The sequence below is a fragment of the Aeromonas sp. DSM 116730 genome (genome assembly GCF_046581335.1).
Lineage (GTDB): Bacteria > Pseudomonadota > Gammaproteobacteria > Enterobacterales > Aeromonadaceae > Aeromonas > Aeromonas rivipollensis.
This window is the reverse complement of sequence record NZ_CP144265.1, coordinates 2059547-2073082: the sequence shown is the minus strand read 5'-3', so window position 1 is coordinate 2073082 and position 13536 is coordinate 2059547. Positions and strand designations below refer to the sequence as shown.

10 protein-coding genes and 1 tRNA gene are annotated in these 13536 nt (G+C 63.6%); 7 read left to right on the top strand and 4 right to left on the bottom strand.

The genetic code is table 11. The features are described 5' to 3' along the window. Positions 1-58: 58 nt before the first annotated feature. From Aeroheme_RS09410 to Aeroheme_RS09385, 6 genes are all read left to right on the top strand, one after another. A tRNA-Asn gene (locus tag Aeroheme_RS09410) sits at positions 59-134 on the top strand. A gap of 772 nt (positions 135-906) precedes the next feature. Further along, a complete protein-coding gene (locus tag Aeroheme_RS09405) occupies positions 907-2592 on the top strand; it encodes an aspartate:alanine antiporter (protein ID WP_025327138.1) in 1686 nt (561 codons plus the stop codon). 208 nt (positions 2593-2800) lie between these two features. After that, complete coding sequence (locus Aeroheme_RS09400) at positions 2801-4324, top strand: transglycosylase SLT domain-containing protein (protein ID WP_411167152.1); 1524 nt, start codon at positions 2801-2803, stop codon at positions 4322-4324. Positions 4325-4528: 204 nt separating this feature from the next. Beyond that, positions 4529-5494 (top strand): tripartite tricarboxylate transporter substrate binding protein, encoded by a 966-nt coding sequence (locus tag Aeroheme_RS09395; RefSeq protein WP_005327879.1) that lies wholly within the window; start codon positions 4529-4531, stop codon positions 5492-5494. Between the two features lie 42 nt (positions 5495-5536). Continuing rightward, complete coding sequence (locus Aeroheme_RS09390) at positions 5537-5998, top strand: tripartite tricarboxylate transporter TctB family protein (protein ID WP_025327141.1); 462 nt, start codon at positions 5537-5539, stop codon at positions 5996-5998. A 9-nt stretch (positions 5999-6007) separates the two neighbouring features. After that, positions 6008-7540: a tripartite tricarboxylate transporter permease gene (locus Aeroheme_RS09385; protein WP_139744297.1), complete on the top strand. Its 1533-nt coding sequence runs from the start codon at positions 6008-6010 to the stop codon at positions 7538-7540. A 65-nt stretch (positions 7541-7605) separates the two neighbouring features. Here Aeroheme_RS09385 and Aeroheme_RS09380 read toward each other — a convergent pair whose 3' ends face one another. The 4 genes from Aeroheme_RS09380 to Aeroheme_RS09365 all read right to left on the bottom strand — a co-directional run bounded on the left by Aeroheme_RS09380 (position 7606) and on the right by Aeroheme_RS09365 (position 12835). After that, positions 7606-8271, bottom strand: coding sequence for a response regulator (locus Aeroheme_RS09380; protein WP_411167151.1), 666 nt, complete (start codon positions 8269-8271; stop codon positions 7606-7608). After that, positions 8272-9855 carry an ATP-binding protein gene (locus Aeroheme_RS09375; protein WP_411167150.1) on the bottom strand — a complete coding sequence of 528 codons (1584 nt, stop codon included), beginning with the start codon at positions 9853-9855 and terminating at the stop codon, positions 8272-8274. It abuts the gene before it with no gap. After that, positions 9852-11063, bottom strand: a complete 1212-nt coding sequence (locus Aeroheme_RS09370; RefSeq protein WP_234689856.1) for an ROK family protein — start codon at positions 11061-11063, stop codon at positions 9852-9854. The genes Aeroheme_RS09375 and Aeroheme_RS09370 overlap by 4 nt, the downstream gene beginning before the upstream one ends. Positions 11064-11167: 104 nt before the next feature. Beyond that, a complete protein-coding gene (locus tag Aeroheme_RS09365; RefSeq protein WP_411167149.1) occupies positions 11168-12835 on the bottom strand; it encodes a methyl-accepting chemotaxis protein in 1668 nt (555 codons plus the stop codon). A 128-nt stretch (positions 12836-12963) separates the two neighbouring features. Here Aeroheme_RS09365 and Aeroheme_RS09360 point away from each other — a divergent pair, with 128 nt between their 5' ends. Next, entirely contained in the window at positions 12964-13431 is a 468-nt protein-coding gene (locus Aeroheme_RS09360) for a YchJ family protein (RefSeq protein WP_411167148.1), read from the top strand. Positions 13432-13536: the final 105 nt, after the last annotated feature.

Genomic DNA, 13536 nt, shown 5'->3' with positions numbered 1-13536 from the left:
CTGACGGCTATTGACCCCGAAATGCGACCTCTGTATGATGCTCCTCCTTGCCTGATGTTCCCCCGTAGTTCAGTCGGTAGAACGGCGGACTGTTAATCCGTATGTCACTGGTTCAAGTCCAGTCGGGGGAGCCAATTCCTCACCATCTCGGTGCAAGTTATCCACTTTAGTGCTTTCCTCTGCCAATTTTAATGCACAAGCCGTCCCTCGCGGCGCACTCCCCATTTGATCCCCGGTTCCTGGCCAGCAGCGTTTTGTTCTGCTGCGTATAACTATTTGATTTTTATAGAAACATTTTTTTGCCGGTATTTTTTGAACAGCGCTTGCACCCCAGTATTGGCGCGGCTTGCAGGCTGATCACCAAGTTTCATGAACAGGGTTATCCACAGTTTCTGTGGGTAAGTGTGCCAAACCCAATGCAGGCCTAGGTTGGCAGCGATTGTCTCCGCTTTGGCGAGGCGACACACCTCGCCCCCCATTTTCTCCTGTTTTTGCCCTCCCCCCTAAATGGGTCGGACGGGGGCGAGACATCCTCTTTCTCCCGCTTTTTTTTCGCCATGCCCCGTGCCATGGGTCAGCCTCCCCCTGACGGCAAAAAGGGTTCCTTTGCATCCCTTTATCACCACCAGTCAAAAATGCTGAAAACCATGCTCAATAGCCCCCTGCGCAGCAGGTAATAAATTGTCCACAGGGCTGTCACGCCTTCCCCCGCCGACAGCAGAAATCACTCATTGACAGCGAGAACGGCAGCGGAAAATAGAGGTATTTTCCCCAAGTCGCCCGCGCATCCCTCCCCTCCCCGGGGAGACCAGCACTTAACTGGCTGTTAATCCGCTTTCGCGCTTCTTTCTTGATGAGGGATCCGGCACAATATCGGCCCCACTTTTTTCCTCGGTTTTTCCGGGCATGACCATAGATTTCGTGACACTGCTACATCAAAGCGACTCCCTGCTGCTGTTCGTGGTACTGGCCTTCGGCCTGCTGCTGGGCAAGGTGCGCATCGGCAACTTCCAGATTGGCAACACCATAGGGGTGCTGTTCACCGCCCTGCTGTTTGGCCAGATGGGGTTCCAGTTCTCCACCTCGACCGAGAACGTCGGCTTCATGCTGTTCATTTTCTGCGTGGGGATCGAGGCTGGCCCTCACTTCTTCAGCGTCTTCCTGCGCGACGGCATCCACTACATCACCCTGACCCTGGTGATCCTGCTGACCGCCTTGCTGCTGACGGTGGGACTGGCCAAGTTCTTCAACCTGGGGCCCGGCATGGCGGCGGGGATACTGGCGGGATCGCTCACCTCGACCCCGGCGCTGGTGGGGGCCCAGGATGCCCTGCGCAGCGGCCTGCTCAACCTGCCCCACGGTACCGACATGCAACCCGTGCTCGACAACATGGGGATAGGCTACGCCCTGACCTACCTGGTGGGCCTGGTGGGGCTGATGCTGGTGGTGCGCTACCTCCCCTCCCTGGCACGACTCGACCTCAATACCGAGGCGCAGAAGATAGCCCGCGAGCGGGGACTCTCTGACAGCGAGAGCCGCAAGACCTATCTGCCCATCATTCGCGCCTACAGGGTCGGCCCCGAGCTCGCCGCCTGGATAGGTGGCCGCACCCTGCGCGAGACCGGCATCTACCCCCACACCGGCTGCTATGTGGAGCGGATCCGCCGCAACGGCATTCTGGCAAGCCCCGATGGTGACGCCGTCATTCAGGAAGGGGACGAGATCGCCCTGGTGGGCTATCCCGAGAGCCACGAGAAGCTCGACGTCAACTACCGCAACGGCAAGGAGGTGTTTGATCGCAACCTGCTTGACCTGCAGATAGTCACCGAAGAGATAGTGGTGAAGAACGATTCAGTGGTGGGCCGCCATCTGGTGGAGCTCAACCTCACCGAGAAGGGCTGCTTCCTCAACCGGGTGGTGCGCTCCCAGATCGAGATGCCGTTCGATCGCAACATCATGCTGCAAAAGGGCGACGTGCTGCAGATCAGCGGCGAGAAGCAGCGGGTCAAACTGCTGGCCAACAAGATAGGCTTCATCAGCATCCACAGCCAGACCACGGATCTGGTGGCCTTCACCACCTTCTTCGTGCTGGGTCTGCTCATCGGCTCCGTCTCCCTGGTGTTCGGCCAGATAGAGTTCGGCCTCGGCAACGCCGTCGGCCTCCTGCTGGCGGGCATCCTGATGGGCTACCTGAGGGCCAACCACCCGACGGTCGGCTATGTGCCGCCGGGGGCGCTGCGCCTGGCCAAGGATCTCGGTCTCGCGGTCTTTATGGTGAGCACTGGCCTGAAGGCCGGTGGCGGCATCCTGGATCACCTCAGCGAGGTGGGGGTGGTGGTGCTCTTCTCCGGCATGCTGGTGACCACCTTGCCGGTGCTGGTGGGCTATCTGTTCGGGGTCTGGGTACTGAAGATGAACCCGGCCCTGCTGCTCGGGGCCATCACCGGGGCCCGTACCTGCGCCCCGGCCATGGATGTGGTCAACGAGGCCGCCAACAGCTCGATTCCGGCGCTCGGCTACGCCGGCACCTATGCGGTGGCCAACGTGATGCTGACCCTGGCGGGCTCCTTCATCATCGGCTTCTGGTTCTAGCCCGGGTCGCCTTGACAGGATGTAAACCGAGAAAAGGGAGCCCAAGGGCTCCCTTTTCTGTTGCAGGGCTGACGCCTTTTCAATGGCCAATGGGAGCTCGGCGCTGGATAGCAAGAATCGTGCTATCGGATGGCATCGATGAAACTCAAAGAGCTAAAGCCCCCCCTGCGCGGCACTTACACTCAGTAAAACGAGTGAGGTGATCTTTATGAAACGCTTATGGATTTTCCTTTTTTGGGTACTGGGCTCCCTGCCACTGGCCTGGAGTGCTGAAGCGGACAAGGCGGCAACCGAAGCAGAGGAGCGCAGCGCCCTCAGCTTCGCCAGCGAGGAGCTCGCCAAGCCCATGTTGGGGGATCTCGACGCCATGATGGAGCGGCGCACCATCAGGGTGCTGACCACCTACAACAAGACCGGCTACTTCATCCACAAGGGGGTGCAACGGGGGGTCACCTACGACGCCTTCATGCAGGTTGAAAAACGGCTCAACGAGCAACTGCGCAAGGACAAGGCCATCAAGCGCCACCTCAAGCTGAACTTCGTCTTCATTCCGGTCGCCCGGGAAAACCTGCTGAAGGCCCTCATCGACGGCAAGGGGGACATCGCCGCCGCCAACCTCACCATCACGGACAAGCGCAAGCAGCAGGGCGTGGAGTTCAGCGCCCCCCTCATCGAGAACGTGCGCGAGTTGCTCATCTCGGGGCCGGACTCCCCCAAGGTGGAGAGCGCCGCGGATCTGGCGGGCAAGAGCATCTATGTCAGGCCCTCCTCCAGCTACTTCGAGAGCCTCATGGCCTACAACCAGGCGCGCAAGGAGGCGGGAGAGCCTCTCATCGACATCCAGCCCGCCTCCGAGGTGCTGGAGGATGAAGATCTGGTGGAGATGGTCAATGCGGGCCTGCTCCCCTTCATCGTCATGGATGAGCACAAGGCCCGCTTCTGGCAGAAGATCTTCCCGGCTATCCAGATCCACGAAGAGCCGGTGTTCCGCGACGGCGGCATCATCGCCTGGGCGGTACGCAAGGAGAGCCCCCAACTGCTCACCATGCTCAACGAGCAGATCAAGGCGCTGCGGGGCAAGGCCACCGGCGAGGCCATCCTGGCCCGTTACCTCAAGCAGAACAAATTCATCAAGAGCGCGGCCGCCGAGGCAGAGCGCAAGAAATTCCTGCAGGTGGTGGAGCTGTTTCGTGAATACGGCGGCAAATACGACGTGGACTGGCTGTTGATCGCGGCCCAAGGCTATCAGGAGTCGGCCCTCAACCAGAAGGCGCGCAGCCACGTCGGCGCCATCGGCATCATGCAGATCATGCCCGCCACCGGGAAAGGGCTCAAGGTGGGGGACATCCGCCAGCTCGAGCCCAACATCCACGGCGGCGTCAAATACATGCGCTGGATGATAGATCACTACTACGCCGACGAGCCCATGACGGCCCTCGACAAGGCCCTGTTCTCGTTTGCCTCCTACAACGCCGGTCCCGCCCGGGTGGCGCGGCTGCGGGCCGAGGCCAAGAAGCGGGGGCTGGATCCCAATGTGTGGTTCCACAACGTCGAGTACGTGGCGGCGGAGAAAATTGGCCCGGAGACAGTGACCTATGTGGGCAACATCTACAAGTACTACATCGCCTACAAGCTGGTGATGGAGCAGTTGCAGCTCAAGGAGCAGGCCACAGAGACTCTCAAGCAGCAGGAGAAGATGGTCGAGAAAGTCTCGGCGGCAGAGAAATCATAGGCAGCTCAAACCAAGGCCAGTTGCAGGCGGGGCTCCCTCTTCAGCAGAGGCGAGCCCCGCCTCTTTTTAGGCGAAAAGACCCCTTCTCCCCATGACCAGAATGAACAGAATGGGCACAACAGCCTTAATAGCCATTACGGCCAGATTGTTTTCCAATCAGATACGATTAATTAACCTCCTCGCAACAATCACAAGGAGAACACCATGTTGCAAGGAACCTTCAAGCGCACCCTGCTCTGCTGCCTGCTGGGCGCCAGCCTCGGCGTCCAGGCCAAGATAGACGAAGTCCACTTCCTGATCCCGGGCGGCGCCGGCGGCGGCTGGGACAACACGGCCCGTGGCACCGGCGAGGCCCTGACCAAGTCCGGCCTCATCACCACAGCCTCCTACCAGAACATCTCGGCCGGCGGCGGCGCCAAGGCGATCGCCCACCTTATCGAGACCTCGGCCCAGTCCGACAAGACGCTGCTGGTCAACTCCACCCCCATCATCGTCAAGTCCCTCTCCAAGGAGCTGCCGCAATCCTTCCGGGATCTCACCCCGGTCGCCGCCATCATCGCCGACTATCAGGCGCTGGCGGTGCCCCTGGACTCCCCCTATCAGAACTGGGCCCAGTTGCTGGCCGCCTATGAAGCCAATCCCGCCAAGGTGAAGATTGCCGGCGGCTCCGCCCGCGGCAGCCTGGATCACCTGGTGGCGGCCATGACCTTCAAGAATGCGGGGGCCGATGCCGGCAAGCTACGCTACGTGGCCTATGACGCCGGTGGCAGCGCCATGGCGGCTGTGCTGGCGGGGGAAACCCAGGTGCTCTCCACCGGCTTTGGCGAGGCGATGGAGGCGGTCAAGTCCGGCCAGATGCGGATCCTCGGCGTCACCGCCCCGGAGCGGATGCCGGACGCCAGCCAGGTGCCCACCTTCTCCGAGCAGGGCAACCCCACCGTCTTTGCCAACTGGCGTGGCTACTTCGCCTCCCCCGACGTCAGTCCCGAGCAGTCCGCCGAGTTCGCCGCCCTGCTCAAGCAGATGTACGACAAGCCGGAGTGGGAAGTGGTGCGCGCACGCAACAGCTGGATCAACCAGTATCAGGCCGGTCCCGAGTTTACTGCCTTCCTCAACAGTCAGGAGCAGCAAATTGGCGGCCTGATGCGCGAGCTCGGCTTCATCAAGTAACCCTCAGCCCGTGGCGGGCCAGGCCCGCCCATCGGAGTCATCATGCGACTGACCAAGGAAAGGTTCGGGGGGCTGCTGTTTTTGCTGCTCTCCCTCGCCTACGGCTATCACGCCACCCAGATCCCCGGTTACCCGGGGGACGAATATGAACCCTTTACCGCCAGCACCCTGCCCTATGCCCTGGCGGGTGTCGGGGTCCTGCTCTCCCTGATCCTGATCTGCTCGCCAGGAGGAGAGCGACTGGGCAAGGAGTCCGGCAACTGGCGACTGGTGTTCGCCCTGCTGGGGCTGATGCTGGTCTATGGCCTGGCCCTCGGCTGGCTCGGCTTCCTTATCGCCACCATCTTGTTCCTCATCGGCGGCATACTGCTGATGGGCGAGCGCAGCCTCGCCTTCGCCTGCAAGGTGAGCATACCTTTCACCCTCATCTTCTGGGCCCTGCTGACCAAGGGGCTCAATGTCTATCTCGAGCCGGGTCGGCTGTTCACCCAGTTGCTGGGATAAGGAGAACCCATGTTAGACGGAATCCTGCAAGGGCTCGGCACCGCCATGATGCCCATCAACCTCTTCATGGTGGTGGTCGGCTGCTTCGTCGGCACCTTCATCGGCATGCTGCCCGGTCTGGGCCCGGTCACCGCCATCGCCCTGATGATCCCCATCACCTACGGGCTGGATCCGGCCTCCGGCATCATCTTGATGGCCGGGGTCTATTACGGCTCCATGTTCGGCGGCTCCACCGCCTCCATCCTGATCAACACCCCGGGCTGCTCCGCCAGCATGATCACCGCCATCGACGGCTATCCGCTGGCCTGCAAGGGGCAGGCGGGCAAGGCGCTGGCCATCGCCGCCTACGCCTCCTTCGTCGGCGGCACCCTGTCTGCCATCTTCCTGATGGTGGCAGCCCCCCTGCTCGCCAAGGTCTCCCTCTCCTTCCAGTCGGCGGACTACTTCGCCCTCATGGTGCTCGGGCTCTCCGCGGTGGCGGCCTTCGCCGGCAAGGGCCAGGTGCTCAAGGCGCTGATCATGGCGCTGTTTGGCATAATGATCTCCACCGTCGGCATCGACCGCAGCGTCGGGGTGGACAGATTCACCTTCGGCCTGCCGGACTTGCGCGATGGCTTCTCCTTCCTGCTGCTGGCCATGGCCACCTTCGCCCTGGCGGAGATCCTGATGACGGTGCTGCGCCCGGGCAAGGACACCAGCCAGGAGGAGGCGAGCAAGATGCAGCAACTCGGCTCCCTCAAGCTGAGCCGGGACGAGGTGAAGGAGATAGCGCCCCCCATAGCCCGCTCCTCTGTGCTGGGGTTCCTCATCGGCGTACTGCCGGGGGCCGGTGCCACCATCGCCTCCTTCATGGCCTATGGGGCCGAGCGCAACTTCGCCCGCAAAGCGAAGCGGGACGAGTTTGGCAAGGGCAGCCTGACCGGCATAGCCGCGCCTGAAGCGGCCAACAACGCCGCCTCCAGCGGGGCCTTCGTGCCGCTGCTGACCCTGGGGATCCCGGGGTCCGGCACCACGGCCCTGATGCTGGGGGCCCTCATCGCCTACGGCATCCAGCCTGGCCCGCGCCTCTTCATGGAGCACCCGGACGTGTTCTGGTCGGTGATCATCTCCATGTATCTGGGCAACGTGGTGCTGCTGATCCTCAACCTGCCGCTCATTCCCTATCTGGCCAAGATACTGCAAGTGCCGCGCCCCGTGCTCATCCCCATGGTGCTGCTGTTCTCGCTGATCGGGGTCTATCTGGTCTCCTTCAACACCATGGACATCTATGTGATGGTGCTGGTGGCCCTGGTGGCAATAGGGCTGCGCCTGCTGGACTTCCCCATGGCCCCCATGCTGCTCGGCTTCATCCTGGGGGGCATGCTGGAGGACAACCTGCGCCGGGCCCTGGTGATCAACGACGGCTCCCTGAGCTTCCTGTGGGAGCGCCCCATCACCCTGGGCTTCACCCTGGTCACCCTGGTGATGCTGTTGCTGCCGCTCTGGCAGTGGTGGCAAGCTCGTCGCACGCCGGTGGCGACCCTGCAATCCGATCCGACCTGATCCCAGTCATCCCAAAAAAAAGAGCGCCAACAGGCGCTCTTTTTTTTGGGATGTGAACCCGCCACTCAACGCTGGCGGTAGCGCCGCTCCGGCCGCCCGACGGTGCCGTATTCGAGCTCGGGGCTCGCGAGTTGCTGACCCACCAGAAACTCCAGGTAGCGGCGCGCCGTGGTGCGGCTCACCCCGACCCGATTGCCTATCTCCTCGGCGCTGGCCCCCTGCTGATTGAGGGCCGCCAGCACCCGTTGCAGGGTGAGGGCGTCTATCCCCTTGGGCAGGCCGCCCGCCGCCACCTGTTGCAGCGGGGTGCCAAAGAGCGCATCCACCGCCTGCTGATCGATGTCCGCCAGGGCCGCCAGCGCGGCGCGGCTCTCGGCATAGTTGCCCAGGGTATCGCGCAGTCGCTCGAACACCACGGGTTTCAAGATGAAATCCACCACCCCGAGGCGCATCGCCTCCTGCAAGGCCGCGGCCTCACGGGCGGCGGTGAGCAGGATGACGTCGAGGTGGGCCCCGCTCTGGCGCAGCTCCCGCAACAGGGAGAAGCCCTCCCCGTCCGGCAGCCACACATCCAGCAACACCAGATCCGGCTTGAGTATGGCTATCTGCTCTCTGGCATCGAACAGGGTGAGCGCCACCCCCAGCACCTCGAACCCCGCCAGCCGCTGCACGAAGCGACGGTGGATCTCGGCAATGGCCGGATAATCCTCGACGATCAGGATCTTGATCACTCACACCTCCTTGGGAATGTAACAGACGACGCAACTTCCCTGCGCCGTGGCTTCTATGGTGATGGTCCCCTGCAAGGCATCCAGGGTCTTGCGCACCAGGGCCAGCCCTATGCCGTGGCCGGGCTCCGCCTTGCTGCTGACCCCGCGCTCGAACAAGGTGTCCGCCAAAGCGGGATCCACCCCACCTGCCCCGTCCTCCACCTCCAGGATGAGATCCTGGCCAAGATCGCTCAACGAGACCCGGATCGGCTGGTAGGGGGCGCCGTGGCGGCGGGTCGCCTCGAAGGCGTTGTCGATGAGGTTGCCAAGCAGGGTCACCAGCTGGGAGCCGCTGACCCGGGCGGGAATGTCGTGCAGGCGGGAATCCGGGTCCACTTCCAGCACCAGTCCCAGCTCATGGGCCCTGTGGTACTTGCCAAGCAGCAGGCCCGCCACCTTGGGCTTGGCGATGGCCCCCATCAAAAAGCTCAGCAGGGTCTGCTCGGTGGCCGCCTCCCGGCCGATGAAGGCGAGCGCCTCCCGGGTGGCGCCCAGCTCGATGAGACCGGCTATGGTGCCGAGCTGGTTGTTGTGTTCGTGGGTCTGCACCCGCAGCAGATCGCTGTAGGCCTGCACCTGGGAGAGCTGGGCACTGAGCTCGGCCAGCTCGTCCTTGCGCCGAAAACTCGAGACGGCGCCAATCAGCCTGCCCTCCTGCACCAGGGGCAGCCGGTTGACGATGAGGGACTGGCCGTTGAGCACTATCTCCTCGTCATACTGGGGCCGGGGATCCTGAATGAGGGAGAGCATGCGGCTGCCGGGCAGCAAGCGGGTGACGGGCTGGCCTATGGCGGCCTGCGCGGCCCGCTCATCGAGGCGCAGCAGCCGGATGCCGTTGGGGTTGAGGGAGGTGAGCCTGCCTTGCTCGTCTATGGTGAGTATCCCTTCGCGCACTGTGCGCAGGGTGCAGTCGAGCTCCGCATAGAGGCGCCCTATCTGCTCGGGCTCAAACCCCAGCAGGGCCCGCTTGTAGCGCTTGGCCAGCCAGGCCGCGGCGGCGCTGTTGAGCAGCACTATGAGCAGGGTCATGGCGAGGCCAAAGCGCAGGAAGCCCTGCAGGTCCGCCTCTATGTCCCGCACCAGATAACCGACCGAGACCACGCCTATGACCCTGCCCATCTCATCCCGGATGGGCCCCTTGCCGCGCACCGAGACCCCGAGGGAGCCTTGCGCGCGGGAGATGTAGAACTCCCCCCGCAGGGCCCGGGCAGGATCGTCCCCCATCATGGGTTTGCCTATCCGGTCCGCATTGGGGTGCACCAGGCGGCGCGCCTCCTCATCGCCGATGACGATGTAGCTGGCACCGACCTCGGCCCGCATCCGCTCCACCAGCACGTTGAGCCGCGCCCGATCGACCCGCTTCACCCCGGCGATGACGCCGGGCTCACGGGCCACCAGCCGCGCCACATCCAGGGCCTGATCCCCCACCTCCCGGTAGCGCTGCTCGGCGACATAGTAGTAGCTGGCCCCGCTCAGCAGCACCAGTTGCAGCAGGCTGACCAGGCAGAGCATGAGCAGGATGCGTCCTTGCAACCCGAGCCTCATGCCTCCCTGTCACCTCGCAACAGGTCGAGCAGCAGGCTGCCGTCCCGCAGGGCCTTGTGCACCTGCACCGAGGTGGGCTTGGTGGGATCTTCGTAAAAATGGGTGGACTCGATCTGCAGGCGCACCAGGTATTCTGCTGGCAGCTGGCTCGCCAGGGACTGGTGCAGCATGGGGAACAGCAGCCGGTCGGCCCGGGTGATCTCCCCCCCCAACAGCAGCTTGCCCGGGTTGAGCAGGCAGATGAGGTTGGCAAGCACCCGGGAGAGCCGACCCGCCGCCTGATGCAGTATGTCCTGGCACAGGCTGTTGCCCGCCAGCGCCAGCTCGCACAGTTCGCGGATGTTGACGCTCGCCGGCAGATCGTGCTCCTGCATCCGCTCACGCAGGTCCCGGTACTGGGCCTCCAGGGCCTGGTTGGTCACCAGGGTGCAGGCGCAGCCGAAGCCACCGCAGTAGCAGCGCTGGCCATAGGGTTCGAGCTGCAGGTGGCTGAGATCCCCGAGCAGGGCCGACTCGCTCTCGATGAGCTGGCCGTTGACCACCATGCCCACCCCTATGTCGTTGTGGACGAACACCAGCACCGCATCGGCGCAGTTCTTGGCGGCGCCCCACTCCCGCTCGGCCTGGATCCAGGTGCGCACGTCACCGCTCACCAGCACAGGCACCTCGAAGGCCTCTTGCAGGGTCGGACCAAGGGGCCAGTTGCGCAGATCGTAGAAGGGAAAGTGTTTGACCATGCCGGAGTGGCGCTCTACCTGCCCGGGCAGGCAGAGGGCGATGCAGGCCAGCCGCAGGGCCTTCTTCGGCAAGAAGCCCTCGATGGCCCGCACCAGGCTGGCCAGCAGGTCTTCGCGTTCCGACTCGCTGAACAGGTGGCGATGGCGCGCCAGGGAGTGACCGGCGAGATCGAACAGGGCCATGTCCACGTAGCCGCGGCCAAGACGCATGGAGAGAAACTGGAAGCGGCGCTCGTTGATGCGCAGCAGGGTCTGACGACGGCCGCGGCCCACCGAGCTCTCGCCACAGGTGACCACCAGACCGCCATCGAGCAGTTCGCGGGTGATCTTGGTGATGCTGGCCGGTGAGAGGCCGGTCAAACGGGACAGATCGGTACGGGACAGTTCCTTGTGCTCTTCCAGGCTGGCGTAGACCAGGCCGTAGTTGAGCTGACGGATCAAATCGATACTGCCTTTCACGATCTCATTCATAGGGTAGGGGCTAACGAAAGGAACGAATGGCGCGATTTTCCCACATTCTGCGCCGATCCCCAAATTTGCCGTCTGGAAATGACGTCCAGACGGCAAAAATGTGACTAGTAACGGAAGCGGGAGACGAGTTGACGCAATTTGTCACCCGTGCCGGCCAGGGCGCGGGTGGTGGTGTTGGACTCCCCGGCGGCCTCGGTCAGCTCGCTGACGATCTGCTGTATGGCCACCAGGTTCTTGTTGATCTCCTCGGAGACCGCATGCTGCTCCTCGGCGGCGGTCGCTATCTGGATGTTCATGTCGTTGATGGTGCTGACCGCCGTCACCATGCTGTCGAGGGAGCTGGCAATGTGGCTCGCCTCCTGCACCGTCTCCTGGCTGCGCGCCTCGCTCGCCTGCATCACCTCCACCGCCTGGCGCACGCCCCCCTGCAGCCGTTGCAGCATCTCGTTGATCTCCTTGGTGCTCTGCTGGGTGCGACCGGCCAGGGATCGCACCTCGTCCGCCACCACCGCAAAGCCACGCCCCTGCTCACCGGCCCGGGCCGCCTCTATGGCCGCATTCAGGGCCAGCAGGTTGGTCTGATCGGCGATGCCGCGGATCACCTCCACCACGGATCCTATCTTGCCGGTCTCCTGAGCCAGCTGCTCGATGACACCGGAGGCGGTGTGCACCTCCTCCACCAGGCGGTTGATGCTGCCGATGGCACTGCCCACCACCTCACGGGCCGCATCGGATTCCCGCGCCGCGTCGCTGGTGGCCGTGGCCGCGTTGGAGGCGCTGGCCGCCACTTCCTGGGCGGTGGAGCTCATCTCGGTCACCGCGGTGACCACCTGATCCGTCTCACGGCCATGGCCGTGCATCTGCCGGTCGGCGTGCTCGCTCAAGCTGTGCAGCCTGTCCACGGCCCCCAGCAGCTGATGGCTGGTCTCCCCGACCTGGCTCACCACCGACTGGATCCGCTCCACGAAACGGTTGAAGGCGCTGGCCAGCTGGCCCACCTCGTCCTCGCTCTGCACCTTGAGGCGTCGGGTCAGATCCCCCTCCCCATCGGCGATGTCATTGAGGGCCGCGACCGCATCCGCCAGCGGCCGGGTGACCCGGTTGCCAAGCACCACTGTCACCGCCAGGGTCACCCCCAGGATCACCAGAATGAGCAGCACGCTGCTCTGCAGGGAGCCGTGCATGTTCTCCTCGCGCTCGCTGCGCAGGGCCGCCAGCTCGGCGTCGATATCATCTATGTAGAAGCCGGTGCCCACCACCCACTGATACTTGTCGAGCACCAGGTTGAAGGAGAGCTTGGGCGCATCCCGCCCTATGGAAGGCTTGTTGGTCCAGTACTCCGAGTAGCCATCCCCCTCACGGGCCGCCTTGACGATCTCCTGAATGAGGAAGGTGCCCTTGGTATCCTTGTCCTGCCAGCGGTTCTTGCCCTCCACCTCGGGGCGGGTGGGCAGCAGCAGAGTATTGCCCTGGAAGTCGTAGACGAAGAAGTAACCGTCACTGCCATAACGCAAGGGGCGCAGGATCTCCTTCACCCGGGCACGGGCCTCTGGGCTGTCCGGCTCGGCATAGACCTTGTCGATGGCCGTCTTGGCGAGCATCAGGTAGCTGCTGAGCAGGGCCTTGCGCTCCTTGACCGCCTTGTCCCTCGCCACCACCAGCTCGGACTCCAGGTCGCTCCTGGCCACCAGGTAGTTGCTGAGGTTGACCACCAGGGCCATCAGCAGCACGGGGATGGCCCCCAGTAACAGGATCTTCTGCTTAAGTGTCATGGTGTAATCCTTTCTGCTGTTTATTCTTGATGTTCAGTTCCTACCGTATCGGCATGGGATGCTGGCCGAGGGGGGGCCGCTTTCGCTACAATCCCGCCACCTTCTATATCGACCCGATGAACCGACCCATGAGCCAATGTCCTTGCGGATCCTCTCTTTCTCTCCCCCATTGCTGCGGCGCGCTTCACGAAGGCCAAGCCGCCACCACCACAGAGCAGCTGATGCGCTCGCGCTACAGCGCCTTCGTGCTGGGGCTGGGGGAGTACCTGGTCCACAGCTGGCACCCGGACTATCTGGGCCCTCTGACCGTGGAGGAGCTCTCCCGCACCGACACCCGCTGGGATGGGCTGGAGATCCTGGCTGCCCAGGGCGGCCCAGCGGATGAGAGCGGCATGGTGGAGTTCAAGGCCTGGTTCTTGGAGGGGGATGAGCGCCCCTTCCTGCGCCATTGCCTACATGAACGCTCCCGCTTCGTGCGTTACCAGGGGCGCTGGGTCTACACCGAGGGCGAGCAGGATCCCGCCCCCCTGCGGGTCGGTCGCAACGACCCCTGCCCCTGTGGCAGCGGCAAGAAGTTCAAGAAGTGCTGCGGCTGAGGACCTGGCCCGCGCGGCTGCGGGGCGGCCATCGGGGGCGAGCCGCCATCTGCCCCTTCCTCTCTCTGCTCGGTTCTTTGCTCTCGACTCTCTGCTCTATCCCGT